Annotated in this window: 18 protein-coding genes and 2 pseudogenes; 8 read left to right on the top strand and 12 right to left on the bottom strand. The window is 68.8% G+C overall.

Annotation, left to right across the window (positions count from 1 at the left end; translation table 11 throughout):
* Positions 1-39 precede the first annotated feature (39 nt).
* Positions 40-258: a DUF2752 domain-containing protein gene (locus tag M6444_RS08130; protein WP_298325357.1), complete on the top strand. Its 219-nt coding sequence runs from the start codon at positions 40-42 to the stop codon at positions 256-258.
* Between the two features lie 197 nt (positions 259-455).
* Positions 456-1,199, top strand: coding sequence for a response regulator transcription factor (locus tag M6444_RS08135; RefSeq protein ID WP_298325360.1), 744 nt, complete (start codon positions 456-458; stop codon positions 1,197-1,199).
* A gap of 1 nt (position 1,200) precedes the next feature.
* Here M6444_RS08135 and M6444_RS08140 read toward each other — a convergent pair whose 3' ends face one another.
* The 4 genes from M6444_RS08140 to M6444_RS08155 form a co-directional block, all read right to left on the bottom strand.
* Positions 1,201-2,409, bottom strand: a complete 1,209-nt coding sequence (locus M6444_RS08140) for a HAMP domain-containing sensor histidine kinase (protein WP_298325363.1) — start codon at positions 2,407-2,409, stop codon at positions 1,201-1,203.
* Between the two features lie 52 nt (positions 2,410-2,461).
* On the bottom strand, positions 2,462-2,713 hold the full coding sequence (locus M6444_RS08145) for an SHOCT domain-containing protein (RefSeq protein ID WP_291751024.1): 252 nt from the start codon (positions 2,711-2,713) through the stop codon (positions 2,462-2,464).
* Positions 2,714-2,983: 270 nt separating this feature from the next.
* Entirely contained in the window at positions 2,984-3,601 is a 618-nt protein-coding gene (locus M6444_RS08150; protein ID WP_298325366.1) for a sulfocyanin-like copper-binding protein, read from the bottom strand.
* The gene (locus tag M6444_RS08155; RefSeq protein ID WP_298325369.1) at positions 3,598-3,846 is read right to left on the bottom strand and encodes a hypothetical protein; all 249 of its coding nucleotides are present in this window, start codon (positions 3,844-3,846) and stop codon (positions 3,598-3,600) included. Before M6444_RS08155 ends, M6444_RS08150 begins: the two co-directional genes overlap by 4 nt.
* Before the next feature lie 323 nt (positions 3,847-4,169).
* Here M6444_RS08155 and M6444_RS08160 point away from each other — a divergent pair, with 323 nt between their 5' ends.
* Positions 4,170-4,727 carry a DoxX family membrane protein gene (locus tag M6444_RS08160; RefSeq protein ID WP_291751027.1) on the top strand — a complete coding sequence of 186 codons (558 nt, stop codon included), beginning with the start codon at positions 4,170-4,172 and terminating at the stop codon, positions 4,725-4,727.
* A gap of 482 nt (positions 4,728-5,209) precedes the next feature.
* Here the strand turns inward: M6444_RS08160 and M6444_RS08165 are convergent, their stop codons facing one another.
* Positions 5,210-5,887, bottom strand: a complete 678-nt coding sequence (locus M6444_RS08165) for a metalloregulator ArsR/SmtB family transcription factor (protein ID WP_298325374.1) — start codon at positions 5,885-5,887, stop codon at positions 5,210-5,212.
* Between the two features lie 24 nt (positions 5,888-5,911).
* Between M6444_RS08165 and M6444_RS08170 the strand changes: the two genes are divergently transcribed.
* Both M6444_RS08170 and M6444_RS22925 read left to right on the top strand, forming a co-directional pair.
* Complete coding sequence (locus tag M6444_RS08170; protein ID WP_291751029.1) at positions 5,912-6,265, top strand: DsrE family protein; 354 nt, start codon at positions 5,912-5,914, stop codon at positions 6,263-6,265.
* Positions 6,265-6,396, top strand: a pseudogene (locus M6444_RS22925) (cysteine desulfurase NifS); the annotation flags it as partial. The gene M6444_RS08170 and the pseudogene M6444_RS22925, both read left to right, overlap by 1 nt.
* Positions 6,397-6,799: 403 nt before the next feature.
* Here M6444_RS22925 and M6444_RS08175 read toward each other — a convergent pair.
* On the bottom strand, positions 6,800-9,151 hold the full coding sequence (locus M6444_RS08175; RefSeq protein ID WP_298325402.1) for a DEAD/DEAH box helicase: 2,352 nt from the start codon (positions 9,149-9,151) through the stop codon (positions 6,800-6,802).
* A gap of 295 nt (positions 9,152-9,446) precedes the next feature.
* Here M6444_RS08175 and M6444_RS08180 point away from each other — a divergent pair, with 295 nt between their 5' ends.
* Positions 9,447-10,712 (top strand): ATP-binding protein, encoded by a 1,266-nt coding sequence (locus tag M6444_RS08180; RefSeq protein WP_298325378.1) that lies wholly within the window; start codon positions 9,447-9,449, stop codon positions 10,710-10,712.
* A gap of 470 nt (positions 10,713-11,182) precedes the next feature.
* On the opposite strand, the pseudogene M6444_RS08185 reads toward M6444_RS08180, so the two are convergent.
* Positions 11,183-11,592: pseudogene (locus M6444_RS08185) on the bottom strand (transposase); the annotation flags it as partial.
* Positions 11,593-12,268: 676 nt separating this feature from the next.
* Here M6444_RS08185 and M6444_RS08190 point away from each other — a divergent pair.
* Complete coding sequence (locus M6444_RS08190) at positions 12,269-16,978, top strand: RHS repeat-associated core domain-containing protein (RefSeq protein ID WP_298325381.1); 4,710 nt, start codon at positions 12,269-12,271, stop codon at positions 16,976-16,978.
* A 253-nt stretch (positions 16,979-17,231) separates the two neighbouring features.
* Complete coding sequence (locus M6444_RS08195; RefSeq protein WP_298325384.1) at positions 17,232-17,723, top strand: hypothetical protein; 492 nt, start codon at positions 17,232-17,234, stop codon at positions 17,721-17,723.
* A 319-nt stretch (positions 17,724-18,042) separates the two neighbouring features.
* On the opposite strand, the gene M6444_RS08200 is transcribed toward M6444_RS08195, so the two are convergent.
* From M6444_RS08200 to M6444_RS08220, 5 genes are all read right to left on the bottom strand, one after another.
* Entirely contained in the window at positions 18,043-19,641 is a 1,599-nt protein-coding gene (locus tag M6444_RS08200; protein ID WP_298325387.1) for an IS1634 family transposase, read from the bottom strand.
* A 1,548-nt stretch (positions 19,642-21,189) separates the two neighbouring features.
* Complete coding sequence (locus M6444_RS08205) at positions 21,190-21,594, bottom strand: hypothetical protein (protein WP_298325390.1); 405 nt, start codon at positions 21,592-21,594, stop codon at positions 21,190-21,192.
* The gene (locus M6444_RS08210) at positions 21,594-22,157 is read right to left on the bottom strand and encodes a hypothetical protein (protein WP_298325393.1); all 564 of its coding nucleotides are present in this window, start codon (positions 22,155-22,157) and stop codon (positions 21,594-21,596) included. Before M6444_RS08210 ends, M6444_RS08205 begins: the two co-directional genes overlap by 1 nt.
* A gap of 101 nt (positions 22,158-22,258) precedes the next feature.
* On the bottom strand, positions 22,259-22,801 hold the full coding sequence (locus M6444_RS08215) for a hypothetical protein (protein WP_298325396.1): 543 nt from the start codon (positions 22,799-22,801) through the stop codon (positions 22,259-22,261).
* A 54-nt stretch (positions 22,802-22,855) separates the two neighbouring features.
* A complete protein-coding gene (locus M6444_RS08220) occupies positions 22,856-24,094 on the bottom strand; it encodes an IS256 family transposase (RefSeq protein WP_298325399.1) in 1,239 nt (412 codons plus the stop codon).
* Positions 24,095-24,215: the final 121 nt, after the last annotated feature.

A 24,215-nucleotide genomic window follows, 5' to 3' on the forward strand; every position in this document is an offset into this window, starting at 1 on the left:
ACCGCGGGCTCAGTTGGGCCGGCCTTGGCGGGGTGACGGGTGCCGACAGCGGCCATGGCTTTGTGGGGACTGCCGCCGGTGGATCTGCACGGTCCGCTGCACCGGCTCGGGATCATGGACCCGGTGTGCGGTGGGACGCGGTCCGCATACTTCGCCGTGACCGCGCGCTGGGCGCTGGCCTGGTACTACAACCGCTCGGAGCGGTGGCGCTCGTTGCCGCGGGGCTGGTGGTCCTCCGCGCGGCAGTCGGCCACCTGAGGGGGCGCTGGCTCGGGGTGGACGTCACGTTGAGTCGCCGGGTGGCGCGGGGACTGTACGTGTCGATCTGCGTGGCCCTCCTGGCGCTGGATGTCCGCCAGCAGGTCATCGCCGATGTCCTCCGGTGATGGCGCAGGTGCCGATCGGCCGTTGCGAGGCCGGAGCTCTACCATGCGGCGGGTGAGGCGGTGGTGAGTGTGACGGGCGGCCAGGGGGCGCGCTTCCGCGCGCTCGTGGTGGACGACGAGCCGAGCCTGGTGCGCGCGGTCGTCGGCTACCTGGAGCGCGACGGCTTCCTGGTCAGCTCCGCGGGGACCGGGGAGGACGCGCTGGAGCTGGCCCGCCGCGAGTCGCCGGACGTGGTGGTGCTCGACCTCGGACTTCCGGGCATCGACGGGATCGAGGTGTGCCGCGCGCTGCGGACGTTCTCCGACGCCTACGTCGTCATGCTCACGGCCCGGGCCGACGAGGTGGACAAGCTCGTCGGGCTGTCGGTGGGGGCCGACGACTACGTCACCAAGCCGTTCAGCCCGCGTGAGCTCATCGCCCGGATCCGCACCATGCTGCGCCGCCCCCACATCGGGGTGCGTACGACGGCGAGCGAGGCACCTTCGTCGATCACACGCGAGCCCGCGAGCGACGTCCGCCGGTTCGGCGCCCTGACCGTCGACCCGGTCGCCCGGGAGGTGGCCGTCGAGGGGCGCGCGGTCCACCTGACCAAGACCGAGTTCGACCTGCTCGACGAGCTGAGCGGCCACCCCCGCCAGGCCTACACGCGCCGCCAGCTGATCGACCGGGTCTGGCAGTCGGACTGGGTCGGCGACGAGCACCTGGTGGACATCCACGTCGGCAACGTGCGCCGCAAGCTCGGCGACGACCCGCGGGCCCCGCGCTACATCCGCACTGTCCGCGGTGTCGGCTACCGGATGGGACCCGGCTGACTCACCGCGGCACGGGCAGCGTCAGGGTGAACGTGGCACCGCGGCCGGGGCCGTCGGAGCGCGCACTGATGGAGCCGTGGTGGGCCTCGACGATTGCGCGGGCGATGGTCAGCCCGATGCCCGAGCCGTGCCGGCCAGGCCCGGACGCCGCCTGCCCGCTCGTCGGCTCGCCGGCCCGGTAGAAACGCTGGAACAGCAGCGGCCCCTGCTGCGGATCGAAGCCCTCGCCGTCGTCCGCGACGACAAGGGCGACCAGCGCCCGGTGCGGCTCGTCCGGGTCCGGCCTCGGGCCCTCCAGGCGCACCGCGACGTGGCCGCCGGCGTGCGTGTGCCGCAACGCGTTGTCCAGGACGTTGAGCAGGGTCTCGACGATGCGGTCGGCGTCGACGACGACGGTAGGCCCCGGGTCGCTCGCACGGACCTCCAGCCCGACGCCGGCGACGCGGAACTGCGGGAGCAGCACCGCCGCGGCCCGCCGGGCGAGGTCTGCCGCCGCGGCTGGTTGTGGGTCCAGGGCGAGCTGACGCTCCTCCGCACGGGACACCGACTCGATGTCCGCCACCAACCGGTGCAGCCTGCCCACCTGGTCGGTAAGGGTGGCCAGGGTGTCCTCGTCCACCGGCAGGACTTGGTCGCCGATCGCCTCGACCGTTGCCTCCAGCGAGGCGACCGGGGTGCGCAGCTGGTGCCCGAGGTCACTCAGCAGCCGCCGACGCGTGTCCTCCGAGGTTGCCAGCTGGGCGGCGAGCTCGTTGACCGACGTGCCGAGGACCGCGAACTCCGGGCCGAGGCGAGGGTCGACCGCCCGCACGTCGTAGGTACCGTTCGCCAGCCGGCCGGTCACCAGCGCGAGGTCGGCGACCGGAGTGGCGATGCGCCGGGCGACCAACCACGTGACCAGGCCAGCCGTGATCACCGCCGTGAGCGTGCCCGTGCCGAGCGAGACGAGTGTCGCCTGAGTGAAGGCCTCGTCGACGTGCGTGGTCACGACCGGGGTCAGGTCCGGCGCTCCCGCGCGGCTCAGGTGGTCCATGAACACCGCGGGCGCCACGAGCAGCGAGACGACGAGCAGCGTGCCCGCGCCCGTGGCCACCACGAGAGCCATCGCGGCGAACAGGCGCCCCCCAAGGCCCAGGCGCGACCAGGTCGAATTGGGACGGCCCGTCGCCGTCGCGGGCGCCGGGCCGACCACCACCGGGGTGACGCTCATCCGGCATCCGCGGTGTCCGCGACCGCGATCAGCCGTGAGCGCGGAACGGGGCTCACCGGTCGCCTCGCATCTGCCGGAGCACCGCCCGCTGGGCCTGGTAGGTCTCGAGGTCGATGTCTCCACGGGCGAACCGCCGGTCGACGATCTCCTCCGGTGAGTCAGGGTCGCGATCTCGCCGGCTCGACCCGCCCGAGGGCAGCAGCCGTACGACCGCGTACAAGATCACGCCCAGCAGCAGCAGCCAGAACAAGCCCATCCCCAGCCAGGCGCCCCAGCCCATGCCCGCGCCGTACCAGCCCATCATCGCTGCGCTCCCTCCGTCGTCCCGGTCCCCAGCGGGATGTCCACCGGGGCACTTCCCCGGCCACGGCACCAACCATCACCTGTCCGTGCCCACGTCGACCCGGGCGAACGACGAAGGTTCGACGAAGGAAGCAAGACCGGCGCCGGCCCGCGCCAGACGGCCTCGCCCCGCTCCTGCCTGACCCCAGGTCGCCGCCTTGATCCCGGAAGCCCGGACGTAGGACCCCAGCAACGGGGATGTCGCCGTCCGCGCCCGGGCAGGCCGGAGGGGTCAGGAGACGGTGAGCTCGGCGTACATCCCGGCGGCGTAGTGGCCAGGCTCGTTGCAGATGAGCTCGTACCGACCCGCCGGCAAGTCGAGCGTGGTCCAGCCTGCCGCTCCGGGTTGGATGCCATCTCCGGCGCTGGCGCCGCCGCTGCGAGAGGCCTCGCTGAGGCTGCCGGACTCGTCGACCTTGCCGTCGGCGCCGACCGGGCGGGTACCTGCCTGCTGGCCGGCGGGCAGGGGTAGCACAACGAGCTCGTGGGTGCGCAGCCCGGCATTCGTGAGCACCAGCGAGACGGTGCCGACGGGTGCCGAGCTGCGATCGAGGACCAGGCGCATGGGGCCGTTTCCGCCCATCATCGCGCCCATGTCGACGGCGGTGACGTGCACGGTGGTCCCGGCCAGATGTGGGGCGGAGGCAGCCACCCGGCCGCCCATCATGCCGCCCCAACCGGCGCCGTACGCGGCGGCGCCCGATCGGCCCGAGCCTGCCCACGCCACGGTCGCCGCCACAGACCCGCCCAGCAGAACCACGGCCGTCACCAGCGTGACCACCAGCCAGGCACGCCGTCCCCGTCGTGGCGCGTTCGGGCCGAACGCGTCGGTGGCCATCGGCGTGGTCACCGGGCACCCGCGTTGCCGAGGATCGCCCGCTGCGCCTGGTAGGTCTCGACGTCGATCTCCCCACGCGCGAACCGCCGGTCGAGGATCTCCGCCGGGGACTCGGCGCTGCGGCCTCCATCGCTGGACCGACCCGATGGCAGCAGCCGAACCACCGCGTAGAGAATCACCCCTAGCAGCACGAGCCAGAAGAGGCCCATACCCAGCCAAGAGCCCCAGCCCGTGCCCATGCCGTACCAGCCCATCATCGCGGTGATCTCCTCTCAGGCGCTGAGCGCCGCACCGACGTACCAGCGCGGTTGTCCCCAGCCCCAACACGACAACCCTCCATCGGACACCTATGGGTTCCCTCTGGTGCTTGCCTCACGTTTGACGAGGGTTGGGGGCGCGAATGCTCGCGGGAAAGTCCAGGCGGCGGTGGCTTAATCAAAGGAACATCAAAGATTCGCGGTTTCGCCACCGGTCCGCGGCTGTCGAGGCGAAAGGTCGTCGTCAGATCGCTCTGCACGAATCCCGCCCGGGTCCCCACCACCCGAGCAGGCTTGGATTCTTCGATTCGAGGAGGCATGTCGTGGCCGTGAGAGACAAGGGCGTGGTCGTGTCGCGGGCCGGCGAGGGCCACTGGCCCACGGCGGCGCTGAGGGTGGTGTTCGGGATCGTCTGGCTGATCGACGCCATTCTGAAGTGGCTGCCCGGCTTCCGAGCGGACTACATGAGCACGATCATGGCCCAGTCCGACGGCCAGCCGCGGTGGTTGCAGCTCTGGTTCCGGTTCTGGATCGATCTGCAGCACCCTGACGTGCCTCTGTTCGCCTACTTGGTGGCTGTCATCGAGACTGTGATCGCCCTCGCGCTGATCATGGGTTTCGCCCAGAAGCTCACCTACAGCGCGGCACTCGTGTTCAGCATGTTGATCTGGTCGACCGCGGAAGGCTTCGGTGGCCCGTACACCTCCGGCGCGTCGGACGTCGGCACTGCACTGATCTATGCACTGGTCTTTGCCGCACTGCTGCTGTTCAACTACTACCAGGCGACGGACCCACTCACGGCCGACGCATGGCTCGAGCGGCGCATCAGCTGGTGGCACCGCGTGGCGGCCGTCGGCCATCGGGGCATCAGCGCCCCGTGAAGCGTCTCGGGAGTTGCGCCGTCGTCAATCGATTGCATGACGCAGTTGGCGTGGGCGTCGCTGATCGTGCCGATCGAGGCGGCGATGCTCTTCCAGAGCCAGCGTTCGGTGAACCGCAGCGCAGTGTATTGACCGGATGACGAGCTCGTCGTAGCGGGTGGCCGGTCCTCGCCACTGCCCTCACCGACGCCGCGGCTTGACATCCGAACAACCTGGGATGTCTGTGTCCTGCTCGGGACGGGTCGTCGAGCAGGCCGTGTGCAGCCGGCTCCGGTCGGGCGCCGCAGTTGCCTCATGGCGCGCAGCCCGCGTGGCCTGCCTGTGGGGCCACGTGCGCGTGCCAGGCGCGACCGCGGGAGGAGCACCGCGTAGGTCCCGCCTGAGCCGTCGCGTCGGCGTCAACGCCGCCCCGGTCACCTGTGCCTGCGGGTCTGCCTTCCGCCAGCGCAACGCACGTCACTGACGGCCGATCGGCGAGAGCGTCAGGCCGCGCCGTCGAGGTCTACGGTGCCATTCGCCCGCCATTCGAGGACGCCTTCGTCCATGGCACGGGCGTCGAAGCCGTGCTGGCGTAGCTGGTGGGCGGCCTGGCGGGCCAGGCGGCACAGCTCGCCGCGGCAGTACAGGACGACGGGCCGGTCCGGGGGGATCTGGCCGGTGCGCTCGGTCAGGTCGGCCAGGGGGATGGACAGGGCACCGGGGAAGTGTCCGTCGGCGTACTCCTGGGCCGGGCGAACGTCGACCACTGTCATGTCAGTGGTGACGGCCGCCGCGTCGATCGTCGGGACGCCGCTCAGCCCGACGGTGGACCCGTCGGCGTCGGTCAGGTACTGGTGCAGGGTCTCGCGCAGCTTGGGGGAGCGGGTGAGGCCGACGCGTTTGGCGGTGACGAACAGTTTGGCCACGTCGTCGCCGGCCAGCCGGTAGTGGATCGTGGTGCGCTCCCGGCGGGTACGCACCAGGCCGGCGGCCTTGAGGGTCCGCAGGTGGGCCGAGGTCGTCGTCAGTGCCATCCCCGACATCCGGGCCAGGTCGTCGACGGAGTGCTCGCCCTGGGCGAGCAGCTCGACCAGCTCGAGGCGCCGGCCGTTGCCGAGGGCCTTGACCAGTGTCGCGAGGGCGTCGAAGACGTCGGCCTTGATCGTGTTCCCGAAGTGCATGGAATAGAAGATACGGTGATCGGCATGACGAGTGTGCTCATGGTGATCAACGGCGCGGCGTACGGGTCGGACGCGACGTATAACGCGGTGCGCCTGGCCGGAACGCTGGCCAAGCGCGACGCGGTGGAGATCACGGTGTTCCTCATGGGTGATGGGGTGACTGCGGCGATCGACGGACAGCGCACCCCGGACGGGTACTACAAGCTCGACCGCATGCTCGGCGGGGTGGTCCGCGCGGGTGGGCGGGTGCTGTGCTGCGGGACCTGCATGGACGCCCGCGGGATCGGCGAGCCGGTGCTGCTGGGCGGGGCGCGGCGATCTTCGATGGACGAGCTCGCCGACGCCACGCTGGCCGCCGACAAGGTCGTGGTGTTCTGATGCGGCCGGCGCATCCGGGATTGGCCGGCCGGCCGGCGTATCTGGACTACAACGCCACCACGCCGGTGGATCCGGCCGTGCTCGAGGCGATGCTGCCCTACCTGGCCACAGAGTTCGGCAACCCCTCCAGCGCGCTCGCTCCAGGTGTCCAGACACCGTCTCCCGGCACAGCCCGAACCGTCGCGCGAGCACATACGTCGAATCGCCGGCCCGGTACGCATCAACCAGCTCGCGGGCTTGCGCGGCGCTCAGTTGCCTCACAAGACTCTGATATCGCTCATATGCGTGTCCAGGTGATGCAGGCAGCCAGGACGACGGCGGTGCGGTAGGTGATGGCGAGCTTGTCGTCGCGGGTGCCCAGTTCTTCTGGGAGCTGAGCGTCGACGTCGAAGCGCTGGGATGGCCTCGGGCTCCAGGCGACGAACCGCCGGACCTGGGCACGCCAGCGACCGATGTGGCGTACTCAAGTGCCGCGAGGAGGTGCCGCGGAGATCGCCGGTTCGTGTCTGGGACAGCGACGCGTGGACGGGTGGGTCAGCGCAACGGCTGGAACCTCAGGGCGCGGTAGCCGGGCATCCGCCGTTGCAGGGAGGCCGCGAGGACAGGTACCGCTGCGTCGTGGTAGTCGTGGACCTCGGCGACGTCCTTGCCAGGGAAGGACCTGACGATCCGGCCCGCGCACTGGACGAGCAGGCCGGCGAAGGAGATCGGGGCGGCGAGGAAGAGGGCGTCGAGTGCGGGGGCGTCGAAGCCCTCGCCGATGAACGGCGTCGTGCCGATGACGAGGATGCCGGCGCCGGCATCGGCGGCCGCGAGGGTCGCGACCGCGGCGCGCCGGTCGGTGGTGGACATGCCACCGTGCATCACGATCGGTTGGAACCCGCGGGCGGTCAGTCGCGCCGCCAGCGCCTGCAGGTGGGAGACGCGACGGGTCAGGACGAGGCAGTTGCGACCGCGGCCGAGTGCGGCCGCGATGTCGTCGACGATCTGGGTGTTGCGAACCTCGTCGGCGACAAGTGCGCGGTGGATGGCGGCGAGGGCGCCCGGCGAGGACGGGTCCACGGAGTCGTGGGTGAAGACGGTGTCGTGCACGTGCAGCACGCGGCGTGGTCCTCCGTGTGCCGACCAGGCCGCGTCCAGCGTGCCCGGCGCGGCGTCCGTCACGGTGTGGCGGATCGGGCCGAGGTGCCAGTTGACGAGGTTCCCCAGTCCGTCGCGCCGTGTGGGAGTGGCAGTCAGGCCGAGCCAGAACTGGGCGGCGATCTTCTTCACGGAGTGGTCGTACGCGGCCGCGGCAAGGTGATGGCACTCGTCGACGACGACCTGGCCGTAGCCGCTGGTGAGTTCGGTCACATCGTCGCGCCGTGCCAGCGACGGCATCATCGCGATGTCGACGACACCCGTGAGCTTGCGACGGCCGGCACCGACTTGGCCTGGGGGAACCCCGAGGAACTCCTCGATCCGGCTGCGCCACTGCTCGGCGAGTGCCTTGCGGTCGACGAGCACCAGCGTGGACGTGGCACGTTCGGCGATCACGGCGCAGGCGATCACGGTCTTGCCCGATCCGGGAGGGGCGACGAGGACGCCGTCGTCGTGCGCGAGGAGGGCGTCAACCGCGGCGCCCTGGCTGGAGGTGAGGTCGGCCGTGAACGTCACGTCGATCTCCTGCCCCGTGTTCCGAAGGTCGGTGACGACGAGCCTGGAGCCCGCGTTGTCCACGATGTCGGCCACGGAGTGGCGCAAGGCTCGCGGTAGGACGAGTCGGTCGTCGAGGGTGACGTCGTAGCCGCGGATGAACCGTGGTGTGTCCCAAGTGGACTTCCGCAGCCGCTCGCGCTCGTAGAACAGCGGGTTGGCCATCGACGCCGCGTGCTTGAAGGTCGACAGCGCGGCCGGTGTCAGCTCGGAGGACTCCAGCGTCAGGCCCGCGCCAAGCTCGGCGTGCACGACCGGTGGGAGATGAGGCCGGACCTTGGTCGAGCTCGAGCGGCTCAGCTGGCTGACGTCCTGGCCGACGAGCGTGCGGCCCGCCGCGCGTGCGACTCGCGAGGCGTCACGTGGGCTGAGTCGATCGAGCGTCGACAGGTAGTTCCACTGGTCGTCGTACGGCTCGAGCGTGGCGAGATCGAGGAACAGGGTGAGCCCGTCCTTACGGCGCTGCCCTTGGAGTGGCGCAGCGATGAGGTTGCCGAACCCGCCGTCGGGCATCACGTCCTGGTTCGGGAACAGCCGGTCGTACGAGCGCAGGTCCATCGAGCCGCGCAGCACTATCGCCTCGTGTACCAGCACGGTGCCGACCGCCCGTGCGGTGCTGGCCGCGGTGTCCTCGGCGAAGAAGGTCCACACGTGTGCGCCGCGGCCTGATTGCGAGATCTCCAGCGCGGACGGCACGCCGTGGGCGCGCGCCGCCTTGGTGTACGCGAGCGCATCGAGCAGGGCCACCGGTCCGTCGAAGTCGGCGGCGAGGAATCGGCACGAGTTGTCCGGCAGCAGCGGGTAGAGACCCGCGAACACGTCGCCGACGAGGTGGGCGCCGATCACCTCCTTGCGTAGCGGCAGGTAGCGGACCGTTCGGCGGTCCATGCCCTGACGCCAGCCGCCTGCGACGGCAGGTGACCAGCCGGCGGCGCCGGTTCGGGCGTTCTCCCATCGCAGGGCGTAGACGTCGGAGCGGGCGCGGAACAAGTTCGTGAAGAGTGCGAGCTTGTCGGCGACGGGCGACGCCATCGTGACCAGGCCGCCCGCCGCCGATGCGGCAGTCGGCTGCTCGGGTGCCGGTGTCGTCTCGTGGCGTTGAAGCTCGAGCAACCGTGAGAGCCGCTGGTTCTCCTCGCGAAGGCGCTCGAGCTCGCGCCGGAGCTGCAGGACCTCGTTGCCGTAGGTCATGGGCACGCTGCGCATCGTCGCACGCGGGCGGCAAGGTGAACCGCCCGGCGCAGGCACTGGTCATCACCACCGGTCGCCTCCCGGTTCATGCCCGTTGGGCGGGGCGGGCTGGGTGGCGGCCCACTGCTGGGAGCGAATCGTCGGCCGATGGCCTGCCCGGGTGTCTGCTGGCGCCACGGCGGGAGGTCGCGGTTGGCCAATTCAGGAGTTGGCCGGGTGGCAGAACGGGCGTTTGCGCAGTGGCAATTCAGGAGTATGAAGTACGACGGAACGGGAGTCGGCCTATCGTGTACCCGTGAGAAGCGACGCTGACCTGGTTGAGCGCAAGATCTTGCCGGTTGTGGTCGAGCGTTGCTCGGAGAGTCCGGTTCTCCTGCTCGAGGGCCCTCGTACGGTGGGCAAGTCGACCCTGCTGGCGGGGCTTGCGGAGCGTCTGGGTGGCGAGGTCCTCGATCTGGACGATGTCGATGTGCGCGCGGCGGTCGCCGCCGACCCGGCGGTCATGATCGACGGGCCCGGACCTGTGCTCATCGACGAGTATCAGCACGCACCTGTGGTCCTCGATGCGATCAAGGCTCGGCTGAACCGGTCGAGCCGTCCGGGGCAGTTCGTCCTGACCGGGTCCGCGCGTCATGAGTCGCTGCCGCGTGCCGCGCAAGCCCTCACCGGGCGGCTGCAGCGCCTGGCGGTGCTGCCACTGTCGCAGGCCGAGATCGAGGGTTCGGCGGGAGGCCTGCTGGCCGGCCTCATGAACGACCCGGCGGAGACGGTCGCGGCGCCGGCCTCGACCACGGCTCGAGAGGAGTACATCGATCGGATCGTCAAGGGTGGGTTCCCGTTGGCCCTCGCCGCGCGCAGCGACGGTGCAAGGTCGCGGTGGATCGAGGACTGGGTTCGGCTCACCCTGGAACGTGATGTTCAGGAGCTCTCCCGAGTGCGTCAGGCCCACACGTTGCCGATCGTGCTCGAACGCCTTGCCGGGCAGACCGCACAGGTCCTCAACGGCGCGCGACTGGCGGACGGTCTGGGGATCGACGAGAAGACGGCACGCGACTACGTACGGCTCCTGGAGGCGGTGTTCCTCGTCCGGCTGCTGCCAGCGTGGGACCGCACACTGACGAAAAGGACGACGGCCAGACCGAAGGTGCATCTGATCGACGCGGGCGTAGCCGCCAGACTCCTGCGGCTGACGGCGGACAAGCTCGCCCGCCGTGACCCCGCGGCGCTCACCCAGTTCGGCCACCTGCTGGAGACGTTCGTCGTCGGGGAGCTTCTCGCGCAGGCCACCTGGACTGACGGGATCGCGTCGGTTGGCCACTGGCGCACCCGCGACAACGCGGAAGTCGACGTCGTGATCGAAGCCGACGACGGCCGTGTGACCGCTTTCGAGATCAAAGCGGCCAGCCGAGTCGGCAGGGACGACTTCTCGGGTCTGCGGCAGCTGCGCGAGCGCCTGGGATCCGCATTCGTCGCGGGCGTGGCGCTCTACACCGGAGCTCGCAGCTACACCTTCGAGGACCGGCTCCACGTCATGCCGATCGACCGGCTCTGGCGCCGCTGAGCGCTCGGCGTCCGACCGTGCGGGCGGTGCGTCATCGCCAGCCGTACTCGCCGAACCGCACAGCCGAATGGTCGTGGAGGCTGCTGCCGGCCCTGACCCGAACGCTCCGGTGTCAGAGCCTGACCGCTTCCACGGACTTGCCCCGAAGGGCGGCGTCATCAGAGGGGGTGAACAAGAAGTAGCCAGAAACTCCGCGCGAGGTAGATCCAGCTCGATCGAGACAACCTGGCCGAGGTCGATATCGTGGAGGCGTCACAGCGAGCAGATCTCGGTCGTGGCCCAGGCCAGAGCGGAGAAGGTCCGAGACGACGCCAGTCGACTCGATCCGCGGCGAGACGGGCGAGCCTGCCGTCGCGCTGCAGGGGGTCGAGGGTTCGAGTCCCTTCAGCTCCACGTTTGGGCAGGTCAGAGGCCGTTTCTCCGGGTGGAGAGGCGGCCTTCTTGCTTGTCGGTGGCCAGTGCGCACGTGTTCGCGAGACCTGCGACTTGCTCAGACTGGTGATGCCGAGGGACTCCACGAGCTTGTCCATCTGGCCGGTGGAGACCCCCCAACAGGGAGGAGGTCGCGACCATGCTGCTCAGCGCCGCCTCGGCGCGCTTCCTGTGCTCGAGCAGCCACTGAGGGAAGTAGGACTCGGTGCGCAACTTGGGACCGGGAAGTCGAGCGTGCCGACCCGGGTGTCCTGGCCTCGTAGCCGTTGCGCTGGTTGACCCGCTCCGGGGAGACCTGGCCTCACTCGGCGCCGCAGACCGAGTCGGCCTCTGCCGACAGCAGACTGTTGATCACCGTGCCCAACAGGTGCCGCCTCAGGTCCGGGGAAGCCCCGGACAGGGCCTCGCCCAAGACGCCGGCGGGGTCGACAATGCGTGGTGCGGTCATCGTGATGCTCCATTCGAGAGTGCTGTGGAAGGTTCACTCGAAGGATCACGCGGTGACCGCGTCGTCGTCCACGACGCCACACGGCCCCAGCGCTACACCACCATCAGGGACGCCACTGCGCGAGGACGCATGGGCGGCGCTCTGCCGGCGCTTAGCGGGTTCTCAGACTGTTGGACCGATCGGGTGACACGGAACATACCGGACCCTGTGGTTAGGGATCCCGCTGCTACGTTCCGGTTCGTCAGCGGGGGGCTCGGCGCTAGGGGGCGCGTGCGATGGTTGGCACTGTTGGCTGGAGTCGCAAGGTTCGTCTGATCGCTGCGGTCACGGCGACCGCTGCCGCCATGGTGACGGTGGCTGCCATGCCAGCGAACGCGGTGCCGACCATAGGGCCGCACTCTGCCGCGGTTGCGGCTTCGGCGGGACCACGTCCTGAGGGTGTTCACGCATCGGGGCAACCGTCGCCGGCGCCGAGCCCCACGGCGAGCCCCGCCCCGCGGCCCGGGTCGTTCGGCGCAGCCGGAGCTGGGAAGCCGCCAAGCGGCTACCCAGCGGCCGTGCAGGCGCCGTCGAAGAAGCCGACCGCGACTCTCTCTCCAGTCCCATGGTGAGCAGTGCCGCCGGGGACACTCTGACTGTTTCCAATGTGGCGCCGGCCGGCTTCGATCCCAATGACATGTTCGACGTTCAGACTACCGAGGGCACCATCGACTGCTATACCTCGGTCTTCGTCTATTCCGACAACAAGTACGCATTCTGCGCGGACATCGCCTTCAATGATTCGGTAACCGGCAACCAGACCACTGAGAACAATGTGCAGTCCGATGCGGTTTACGACGCGTGCGGGACCCTCGTCGACCAGAAGTACTCGTACAGCTGGGGCATCGTGGGCAAGACGTATCTCTTGCCGGGGCGGATCGGCAGCACCAGCACGACGATCCCGTGGACCGGCGTGTGCTTCGGCCAGTGGACGGTGGTGTACACGTACTCACAGACGTTCACCGACGGGGTCACCCTCAGCGACACAGCGGTAGCCACGTTCCCTGTCACACCCACGCGAGGCGAGGCAGTTGTCGCGCAGTATCCGCAGGCTGCGCTCGTTGGTGGGTCGGTCAGCGCGAGTGAGGAGCTGGGCGGCTGCGCGCGCGGGCACGCGACTCAGGCATCGGCGACGAACTACCCGGTCGACACCGTGACGGGGAACTTCTGGCACACGTTCGCGGACCTGTCGACCCCTGGCCGTGGACCGTCACTGGACCTGTCGCGCACGTACAACTCGTTGGCGGCCGGAACTGATGGCCCGTTCGGGTACGGCTGGACGGACTCCTACGGCATCTCGCTGACGGCGGACGCCTCGACGGCGGTCGTCAGTGAGGAGAACGGAGCTCAGGTCACCTTCACGTCGAATGCGGGCAGCTGGTCGGCGCCTCCGCGCGCCGTGGCCACGCTCGTTCACAACGGCGACGGGACATGGACATTCACACGGCAAGCTCGCCAGATCATCACCTTCGACGCCAATGGGCAGCTGACCGCCGTCCGGGATCTGAATGGCCTGACCACTACGATCAGTCACCCAGACGGCTCGACGATGGTGGTCCAGGACCCGGCGGGCCGCAGCTACACCTTCAGCTTCGCCGGCGCGCACGTGACCTCGGTACGCGATTCCTCGACGCCGGCGCGGACGTTGACGTACGGATATGACGCGGCCGGGAACCTGACCGACGTCGTCGACGTCGGGGGCGGGCACTGGCAGTTCACCTACGACGACTCCCACCGGCTGGTGACGATGCGCTCGCCCCGCTTCTGCGGGGACGTCACGACTTCGCCGACGCCGGTGACGACGAACCACTACGACGCGGCCGGACGGGTCGACTGGCAGTCCGACCCGCTAGGACGGACCACGTCGTTCGACTACACCTCGATGCCGTCAGCCACCAAGGTCACCGACCCGGCGGGCAACATCACCGTCTACGGCAACCAGTTCGGGATGACGACGTTCGTGACCCACGGGTACGGCACCCAGGCGGCCGCGACCACCTACTACCGCTACGACCCGACGTCGGTCGGCAAGACGGTGGTCGTGGACCCGGACGGCAACCTGACCCAGCAGGTGGTCGACCCCTCGGGCAACGTGCTGTCCAGCACCGATCCGCTGAACCGCACCACGAGCTACACGTACAACGCGTTGAACGAGGTCACCTCGATCACCGAGCCCAAGACGATCAACGGTCAGCCGATCACCACGACCATGACGTACGACGCGGCGGGGAACCTGCTGACGCGGTCGGCTCCCCTTCTGGACAACACGACCGGTGCCACCGTGGCCATCTCGACGACGACCTTCCACCACGACGACCCGTCACACCCGGGAGACGTCACCTCGGTGACCGACCCGAACGGCAACACGACGACGACGGCCTACGACGCGTTCGGTGCTGTCACCGCGGTGACGGCACCAGCCACGCCGGAGAACAGCGCTGGGGACAAGACGACCTACGGCTATGACACCGGCCGCGGCCTGCGTACCTCGATGGTCTCCCCGAAGGGCAACATCACCGGCGGCAACCCGGCCGCCAACACGACCACCTATGCCTATGACGCGTACGGGCGCCCGACCATCACGCGCGACCCCTTGTGGACCGCGAGCACGCCCACCGCGCACCAGGTCGTCGAGCACTACGACGCAGACGGCAACCAGGACTGGTCGACCGACGGCGACGGCCACACGACAACCTACGTCCATGACGCCGCCGGACAGCTGACGGCCACGCAACGGCCGGACGGCACAACACTGCGCACGGACTACTGGGCCGACGGCAGCGTGCACCACCAGTACGACGCCGCCGGCAACGCCACCGCCTACACCTACGACGCGGCGGGCCACCAGCGCACCGTCACCGACGCCCTGAACCGCACCACGTCCTACGTCTACGACCCCAACGGGCTGCTGCTGACCCTCACCGATCCATCGGGGAGGACCACGACGACGACCTACGACCAGGCTGGCGAGGTCACCGGCGTCACCTACAGCGACAGCGGGACTCCGGCGGTCTTCTCCATCTACTACGACGCCGATGGGCAGCTGACTGCGCAGAACGACGGGAGCGGACAGCCAACGTGGACATGGGACAGCCTGCACCGGTTGATCGCCACCAAGAACGGCAACGGCCAGACCGTCGCCTATGGCTACGACCTGGGCGGACGACTCACCTCCATCACCTACCCAGGCACGACCGGGACCGTGACCCGCAGCTACGACGCAGCCAACCGGCTGACCGGGGTGAAGGACTGGGCCAAGCACCAGACGACCTTCGGCTACGACCCCAACTCGAACCTGACAACGCAGACGAACCCGAACGGCACCACCGACTCCCAGACGTTCGACGCCGCCAACCGGCTGATGGCCATCAGCGATGCTCCGACCGGGACGCCCACCGCGCCGTTCGCGGCCTTCGGCTACACCCGGGACGGCGCCAATCTCGCGACAGCGGTGAGTTCCACCGGGGTGCCGGCCGACAGCCACGCGTGGAGTTACAGCACCCTCAACCAGCTCAGCGGTGTGGACGCCGCGACGTACGCCTACGACCAGGCCGACAACCTGACCAAGCGGCTGGACAACACCGCCCAGAGCTTCGACGCGGCCGACGAGCTGACTGGCACCACTGCGCCCGCGATCTCCCTGGTCGGGACTGCCAGTGCAGGTGACGCCACCTCAAGCTCCCTGAGCATGTCGCTGCCCTCAGGCACCACGGCGGGTGACCAGGTGCTGGTCGTCGCGACCCTGCCCAACGGCAAGACGATCACCGGCCCCACGGGGTACGCCACGGTCGGGACCTACACCTCCGGCACCGGCAGCACCGCCACCAAGATCGTCGTGTTCGACCACACGGTCACCGCCACCGACGGGCCGGTTGTGACGGTGAGCTTCCAGGGCAAGATCGCCAAGTCGGTCGCCGTGGCGGTCTACCGCGGCGTGGACCCCACCACCCCGATCGACGTGACCGCCTCGGCATCCACCACCGCCGGCACTGCCGTCACCGTTCCCTCGGTCACCAGCAGCCTGACCGGCGAGCAACTCGTCATGGTCGACGGTTCGGCCAGCACCGCCGGCACCTGGTCGGCGCCCACGGGCATGACCCGCCGGGTCCAGCAAGCCGGCGGGACCACGGACACCGCGATCCTCGACCAGCCGCTGGCCACCGCGGGCGCCACCGGGACCCGCACCGCCACCCACAGCGTCAGCACCCAACTCGTCGGCGTCCTGCTGGCCCTGCGACCGGCGGGGCAGGCCAGCTGCGGCTACGACCCGCAAGGCAACCGCACCACCGTCACCACGCCGTCAGGCACCACGACACTGACCTACTACCAATCCGGACAACTCGACCAGTACGGCACCACCGCCTACTACCGCTACGACGGAGACGGGCTGCGGTCCAGCAAGACCAACTACTCCACCGGCGTGACCACCAACTACACCTGGGACCTGACCAGCAGCATCCCCTTGCTCCTCGTCGACGGCACCACCAGCTACATCTACGGCCCCGGCGGCCTACCCCTCGAGCAGGTCACCTCCGGCGGAGCCGTGCTGTACTACCACCACGACCAGCTCGGATCCACCCGTGCCCTGACCAACGCCACCGGGACCGTCGTCGCCACCTACAGCTACGACCCCTACGGCAACCTCACCGGCACCACCGGAACAGCCGCCAACCCCTTCGGCTACGCCGGCCAATACACCGACCCCGAATCCGGGCTCATCCACCTACGCGCCCGCTACTACGACCCCACTACCGCACAATTCCTCACACGCGATCCTTTAGCAGCGGTCACGGGATCCGCGTATGGGTACGTGAACGACAATCCTCTTAACGGCAGCGACCCCAGCGGACTCTGCACCTCGAACGTCTTCTCGGCGGGATTCTGGGGAGACGGCAACTGCCTGTCCGGACTCGTAGGGGGTCCGACCGGTGACGGCGGCGAATCCTTCGGTGGTGTCGTTAAGTCCGTCGCCGGGATCACCGGAGCCTCCGCGGCAGTCGTCGGAGTGATCGCCACCGGAGGCATAGGCTTCGGCGCAACCGAGGTGTTCGCCGGAGACGCGGTGGTCACAATTGGGGCGGACGGTAGCTGGGGTTGGATAAGTGGAACCGCAGCATCAGCTGATGCTGGAGCAGAGGTGAGTTACTACACCGGGATCGCGTCAGGTCTCGCAAGCGGCGGAGTGGACTGCACTGAACGTGCCTGGGCCGCCTGCGGCTGGGATGCGGCGTCCACTGCTATCGGCTTCGGCGTAACGCAATGGCCAGGCGGTCCAACCGCCGGTTGGCTAGGCATTCCGCTGGCTTATCCTTGGGACACCGTTTGGAATTCCTGTGAACACCACTAGTCTCGGCATCTACTGTCTCGTGATGTTCGTGGTACTCTTCCTGAGATCACTAAAAGAGCCGCCGCCAGGAAATCGTTATGCCCAGGCTCACGGCGCTTGGCGCTTCTCTCGCCACGCACGCTGGCCACTTCTGGGTTTGGGCGTGGTGATGCTCCTGATCAGCGCGGTCAGAGCAATCTCGTAACGGTAGCTCGCAGATCGCAGAGGAGTTGACCGCGGCAGGACTTGTCGCACCTAGAATCGGAGCAATCGCATGCGGCTGAACCGGTACCGCCCGATGACCCCGGGAAGCGCGATCTACATGATTCATCGCGCGCTGACGGTGGTCGCTCTGAGGGTTGGCGGCACGGCCGGGTTGACAACACCGGATGAAGCGATGGCCCGCACGTTCGGCCCAAGCCCCGACTTTGCGGCTCGTGCCCTTGCACTTCGGGTGAGCGCCGGTGTCGGCGTGGTGGTGGGCGGCGGTATCTCGATTGGATTCGGCCTGATCGCCGCCGCGCTCCACTTCGCGTCGTTGGGTGTGGCAGGCGGTCTTGTCGGGCTGGCGATCATGTCGTGGACCCCGAGCCAGCTCGTGCGCTATGCGTTCGCGTCGAGGGACCTGAAGAGATGGCAACGTGCGGGCCGACCCGCCGATTGGGAGCCCAGCGCTGTCGCGCAACCGAAGAACATCGACATCTTCTGGTGGTTCGTCATCGCGGCCATCAGCTCGTGGGTCCTCATAACGCGAGCCCTGGGATAGTGCTCTGGATATTGACCGTCCGGTCGGCGCCACCGAGGCCTTCGCCGGGTCAGGCGACGTTCACGACCTTTGAGCGCGGCCGGGGTTGGGCCAGCGAAGCCGCGGCGGCGGCCGATGTTGCAGCAGAGGCGAGTTACTACACCGGGATCGCGTCAGGTGCTGCCAACGTCGCTGTGGACTGCACTGAGAGTTTGGGGGCTCATCGCATTCGAGGGTGTAGTTGGGGTCTGAATGTGAAGTCTCGGGACTTCGTGGACCCAATTACACCCTCGATTGCGATGAGCCAGCAATGCGCGGGACCTGACTCGTGCCAACTGGCTTAGTGACCTGTTTCGAGGCGGCGGCGGATGTCGCTGGCGGCGTCGGTGAGGTCGGGTTCGAGGGTGAGGCGTTGGCCGTTGATCGTGATGGTCGCGGAGCGTTGGGTGCGCAGGGTCTGGACGATCTTCTTGATGCTGACCCCGGTGGCGTCTTGCAGGTGACGGGCGATGGCCAGGGCTGCGAACACGACGCTCAGGTGGGCCTCGATCGCGTCGCGCTGGTGGTGGAACACGGGTCGGGCCCGTAGGTCGCCCTTGGTCATCCGGAACGACTGCTCGACGTGCCACAGGTCGTGGTAGGCGCTGATCACCGCTGCGCCGTCCATGGCGCTGACCGGCAGGTTGGTGACGTATCCCTTCAGGCCGGCCAGCTGGCGGGCGCGTTCGACCAGGTCCCAGTCCACGCCCTTGTCGGCCCCGGTGATCTTGACGAACCGGTCGCGGCGCAGCGGCCGGGACCCGTCAGCGACCTTCTCCGCTTTGGTGACCATCGCGTTGATGGCCTTGTTGTCGTGCTGCTCGCGCGTGAACTTCCACTGGTAGACCACCCGCCGGTCCCGTGCGCCCGTGCCGGTGCCCATCACGCGGGTCGACTCCAGGACCTGCCCGTCGGTGAAGTAGTTGCCGTGCCGTTCGAAGTGCTCGGCCAGGTCGTAGGGCGCCTTGGTGATCCTCGAGCCGACGATGAAGGCGAACCCCGCGTCCTCGATCGCGTTCAAGTTGGCCGCCGACAGCATCCCGGCGTCGGCCACCACGACCATGTCGGCGATCTGGTGCCGGGCCGCGAAGGCGGTCAGGACCGGGATCAGCGTGGTGGTCTCGGCCTTGTTGCCCTCGAACAGGTGCACCTCCAACGGGAACCCACCGGGGTCGACGAGCAGTCCGACCTGGACCTGCGGGTCGACGCGGTGCTCCTTGCTCATCCCGACCCTGCGCAGCTCGTCCTCGTCGCCGCGTTCGAAGTGCAGCGTCGTCACGTCGTAGAGCACCAGGGCCGCGGCCCCATCCGCGGCGCCCGAATGCGCCCAGCACGCGGTTGCCAGCTGCCCGCGGTAGTCCCGGGCCTGGCAACGGGCCAGGGACCGGAACAACGTGCGCACACCGACCGGCGGGGCGCCGATCTCGGCCAGGACCCGCACGACATCGGCCTTCGACGTCGGCTCCACGATCCGGGCCAGGACCATCGCCCGGAAGCCCTCATCACCCAGCACATCGAACCCCAGACGGGTGTATGCGCTGGTCAGGACGCTCCACAACAGGTCGGCTGACGTTCCCACGACCCGCCCACCCGCAGCGGTCACGACGCGGCGCCCACCGGCCGGCGCCGTCGACGCCCCCAGGGGCAGCCGAGGTTCGCTCGTCCAGTCCGCGACCTCGTCCATCCGCGCCGGGACCACCGCCACGACGCCCAGGTCCAGGACCTCCTGACCCGGGAACAGCCGCTCACGCGCCGCGACCAGCAACAACTCCAGCTCGGCATCGGTATGGGCAGACCCGACATGCTCGACATGCTCGACCTGCCGGCCCCGACGCGTCACGACCTGCACCGCGACCGCTCCCGACGCGGTGCGGACCTTGCGCACGAACCGCGAGACCACCCCCGCAGGCTTCCACGACCAGGTTCTTAGTGACCACATCCAGCACCACCACGCCACGAACCAGCAGGTCAGCGACCCACGGTCACACCCGGCCGTCCAGGGTGGCACGAGTCAGGTCCGGCGAGGGCTGGGCATTGCCGAGCCAGGCAACTTATGGCGTACTGTTCGACATTGAGGCCATCGGGCCGTTCACCGAGGCCATTGCACGTCGTCAGGATGTGCGGCATGTGTTTGTGGTAACGGACAAGCTGACGGAGTACCAACAGGTCGTGAGCCGAATCGATCGCGGAATCGCTACGAACCAACTCTATTCTGATTACCTGCGAACGTTCGAAATCAATGTCCGACGCTAGCTTCTCGCCTATCGTTACCGCGGGTAGGCTCGTGATCTGCGGCGTGAGACGCCCACACGCGCGCCGGTGATTGTGTGACGCAGCGAAGGTCAAGCGGGCCACGGCGTCCCGTCCGCACGAGTGCCGCACGTGGGGACGAGAATGCCGTGCCCGCCCGCTTGCCCGTGGCGGGTGCGCGTGCGGTTTCAGCGAGGCGTCTGCATCCGATCCCATCGCGCATGGCATCGGGCGCACATTGGCTGGTAGCTGCTTACGTCGAGTGAGTAGCGCAGGATGCTGCCCTTAATGCGCTCTTCGCGCTCTGCGTTCGGGCGAAATCCGATCATGAGCGCCCAATGGTCAGCCCTACGCCCGCAGTCCACCCACATGCACGGGTGGGTCGAAGCTCGCCCTCTTTTGCGGATCACCCGCCTGTGCGCTGCCTCGTATCCGATCGGTTTGCATGACCGGCAGAGTGTTCGACCTGCATGGCCCTCTCGGAGTGTTTGGCCCAGGGTCACCCGCTCGGCTCCGCACGTCGAACAGCGCAGAAGCCAGCGGCGTTGGCGAGACTTGGGGTCAGTACCGGCGCCTTCTACGACGACCCACGTTCCATAGGTCTCGCCCCGGTGGTCGATTGATTTCGGCATGACTTCTATGTCCTCCTCTTCGGTCTCACGCTTTGGGTGCCACGGGGTGGGGTATGACCTCGCAGCCAGCAGCGTCCGGCCGCTACGTCTTAGCAGCTGGACTTCCGCCACGATCAGGGGGTCGATGAGCCACTCGTGGAAGGGCTTGGCGCTTGCGCGGCGGCGGACGTATGTGCAGGTCGGAGGGCTCTAGAGGACCCCCCGCCGGGTCCGACGCTTAGCCACCAGATCGGGGGCTAAAGAGCGTTTCACGCTCGGGCCGTTCCAAGGGTTACAGGTTGTGGATCCAAATCTTCTGGTGGGCCCCTTGGGGCCCCCGATGCTCTGCCGTTGCAGCTTCTACGCTGGCCGGGCCCCCAAGGGGCCCGCGCCGCTGCAACTGCCCGTTGAGCTGGCCCAGGCGTGCTCCCCCCTGCCTTTCCGCCGTTGGGAGAGAGAGGAGAGAGCACGCCCTAAATGCGCAGGTCAGCGGCTCGTGCGTTGGCGTCCGACGCTTGGGATCTAGGCCCATCCCCGGCGTTCACCGCCTGGGTTTCGGACCGATCCCGCACCTCGGACGCTCGGGTTCATTCAGCGTCGCCCAGCGGGAACCCCCCAGCCGGCTTCCTCGGACACTCGGTGGGCGTGCCCTTCATGCCGGTCTGAACCTTGAACAGCGGCAGGACGAGACACTGGGACCAGGAGCCGGGGAGGAGCTGGCCGGCGTCGACCAGCGCCTTGATGCGGCGCCCCACGGCACTGGCCGACAGCGGTTTCAGCTCCCCTGCGGCGTCGGGGCTGGCAAGCACGTCTCGCAGCTCACCACGGCGCCAATGCGAGTGCCCGGACAGCTCCAGGCGCCACCGCGCCGCCGACAGCATCCGCAGGTCGGTCGACAGGTCCCAGTTGTGCGCTGCGGCTTCGTCGTGGTCACGTGAGACGGCGACCCAGTCCTCGACAATCGAGATCCCCTTACGACGCCCGCTCGCCATCAGGCCGCTGCCTCGGTCCGGTACCACTCGACGTCCGCGATGTCGTCGGCAGCCCGGTCTGTGCGCGCGACGATCCCGCCGCCGGGTGGGTCGACGTCTGGAAGTACGTGCCACGGCAGCGCGAGTGCCTCAATGCCCATCAGGTCGAGAACGGCCGGGGTGAGGATGTCCGCCCGGCCGGACGCGATTGAGCCCGCCGTAACGATCCCAGCACGCTCGAGTTCCACCAGCGCGACGTGTACCGCACTAGGGTCGAGTCCGGTCTCGCGGAGCAACCAGCCTCCCGACAGGCTCACAGCTGGGACACGGGCCGCGATCGCCGCGGCAACGACCTGCACCGGGTCATCGGTCAGCCGTTGACGCTCACGCGGAAGTGCGCGCGCCCAGGCCCGAAGGCGCCACCGCTGCCGCTCGCTGCGCGCGCTGGCCCGCGCGCCCTCCCGCGAGCAGACCTGCGCACGGGTGGCCGGAGACGGCCCAGTCTCGCTGCGGATCTCCGGCCCGCTGCAGCGGGACGGAAATCGGTCTGGACTCGGGCGAGAGGTTGGCTTGTTGATGGTCATGCGGTTGTCGGTCCTCCAATTTCGTCGATGGTGAGGCGGGGCGCGCGCGAGCCGCGCCAGTGCGACGCGCCGCATTGGACACGTCGCACTGGCAGCGACTGCTAGAGGACTGCTCCCAGGTACCGCGCGACCTCAGCGCTCTGCTGCTCCCGCGCTTCACGTAGGCGCGCTTCGTGAGCCTGTCGTGCCTCGTTTGCGCGCTCCCGCTCTTCGTGCCGGGCCGCGGCTCTGTCCCGCTCAGCGCGGCGAACCTCCAACCGCCGGACCTCGTCAACGAGCTCGGACGCCCGTCGCTTCGCACCGTCCCGGTCGAGTAGGTCCCTCTTGAAACGCTCCTGGGCTTTCTCCAGCCTGCCGTCCAGGGTCTGCCCCAGGTGGCTGTGGAGCTCACGACCCAGAGCTGCTCGTACGCGCCTCGCCTCCTCCAGCCGTTCACGTGCGCCGAGGACCTCCGCGAAGGCCAACTCACCCGCCCGCCATGCGGCCTCCCTGGCACCGCACGCCTCCGTGGCCACCTCCAGCGCCGTGTTCGCCGCCTCCACTTCACCCGGAAGCTCCTCGGCGCGCCGCGCGAGCCTGTCCACCTCGCGCATCTGGCGTAGCAGCGGCGCCACGATGCGATCCCGGTTCCACTCGGCCGGCACGGCCGGTCAAGTCCTGGGGAGTGGTGTAGCGGTTCGGCGTGATCCTGGTGTTGTTCAGGCGGTCAGGGCCAGAGGTGGATCGGCTACCCCCTCTTCGTCGGGGACGATCGTGATTCGGGCTTTGGCGAGGAGCTCGAGGCCGAGGTAGCGGCGTCCTTCGGCCCATTCGTCGTGCTGCTCGGCCAGGACGGCCCCGACCAGGCGGATCACCGAGCCGCGGTCGGGGAAGATGCCCACGACGTCGGTGCGCCGACGGATCTCGCGGTTGAGGCGCTCGTTCGGATTGTTCGACCACACCTGACGCCACAGGTCCTTGGGGAACGCGGTGAAGGCAAGGACGTCGGCGCGAGCAGCATCCAGGTGCTCGGCGACTGCGGGGAGCTTGTCGCCCACGGCGTCCAGCAGCTTGTCGAACTGGGCGGCCACGTCCTTGGCAGTCGGCTGGTCGTAGACGCTGTGCAGCATCGCCTTGACCGCGGGCCACGACGCCTTCGGGCAGGTCGACATCAGGTTCGCCGCGTAGTGGGTGCGGCAGCGTTGCCAGGTCGCGCCGGGCAAGGTCGCACCGATCGCGGCGACCAGCCCGGCGTGGGCGTCAGAGGTCACCAGCTTCACTCCGCTCAGGCCACGGGCCACGAGGTCCTGGAAGAACGTGAGCCACGCCGGGCCGGTCTCGGCGGTGCTGACCTGGACCCCGAGGACCTCCCGGTGCCCGTCGGCGTTGACCCCGGTCGCGACCAGGACCACCGCGCCCACCACCCGACCGGCCTCACGGACCTTCATCGTCAACGCGTCCGCGGCCAAGAACGTGTAGGGGCCGGCGTCCAACGGGCGCGTGCGGAACGCGGCGACCTGCTCGTCGAGGTCCTTGGACATCTCCGAGACCTGCGAACGCGACAGGCCCGTGATGCCCAGGGACTGCACGAGCTTGTCCATCCGGCGGGTCGAAACCCCCAGCAGGTAGCAGGTCGCGACCACGCTGGTCAGCGCCTCCTCCGCGCGACGGCGCCGGGTCAACAGCCACTCCGGGAAGTAGGACCCGGTGCGCAGCTTGGGAACCGCGACATCGATCGTGCCGACGCGGGTGTCCAGGTCACGGTGCCGATAGCCGTTGCGCTGGTTGACCCGATTCGTCGACACCTGGCCCCACCCGGCGCCGCAGACCGCGTCCGCCTCGGCCGACAACAACGCGTCGATGAACGTGGACAACAGCTCGCGCATCAGGTCCGGGGACGCCTGCGAGAGCTGCTCGTGCAGGAAACGGGCAGGGTCGATACTCGTGGGAGCGGTCATCGTGGAGTCCTTCTTCGAGTCGGTTATCAGAGATCACTCGAAGGGTCACGCGGTGACCGCGTCCTCGTCTACGACGACACGATCACCGAGCTACCGGTACACCACTCTGGCGGACTCCACT

The sequence above is a fragment of the Haloactinopolyspora sp. genome (assembly GCF_027324685.1).
Lineage (GTDB): Bacteria > Actinomycetota > Actinomycetes > Jiangellales > Jiangellaceae > Haloactinopolyspora.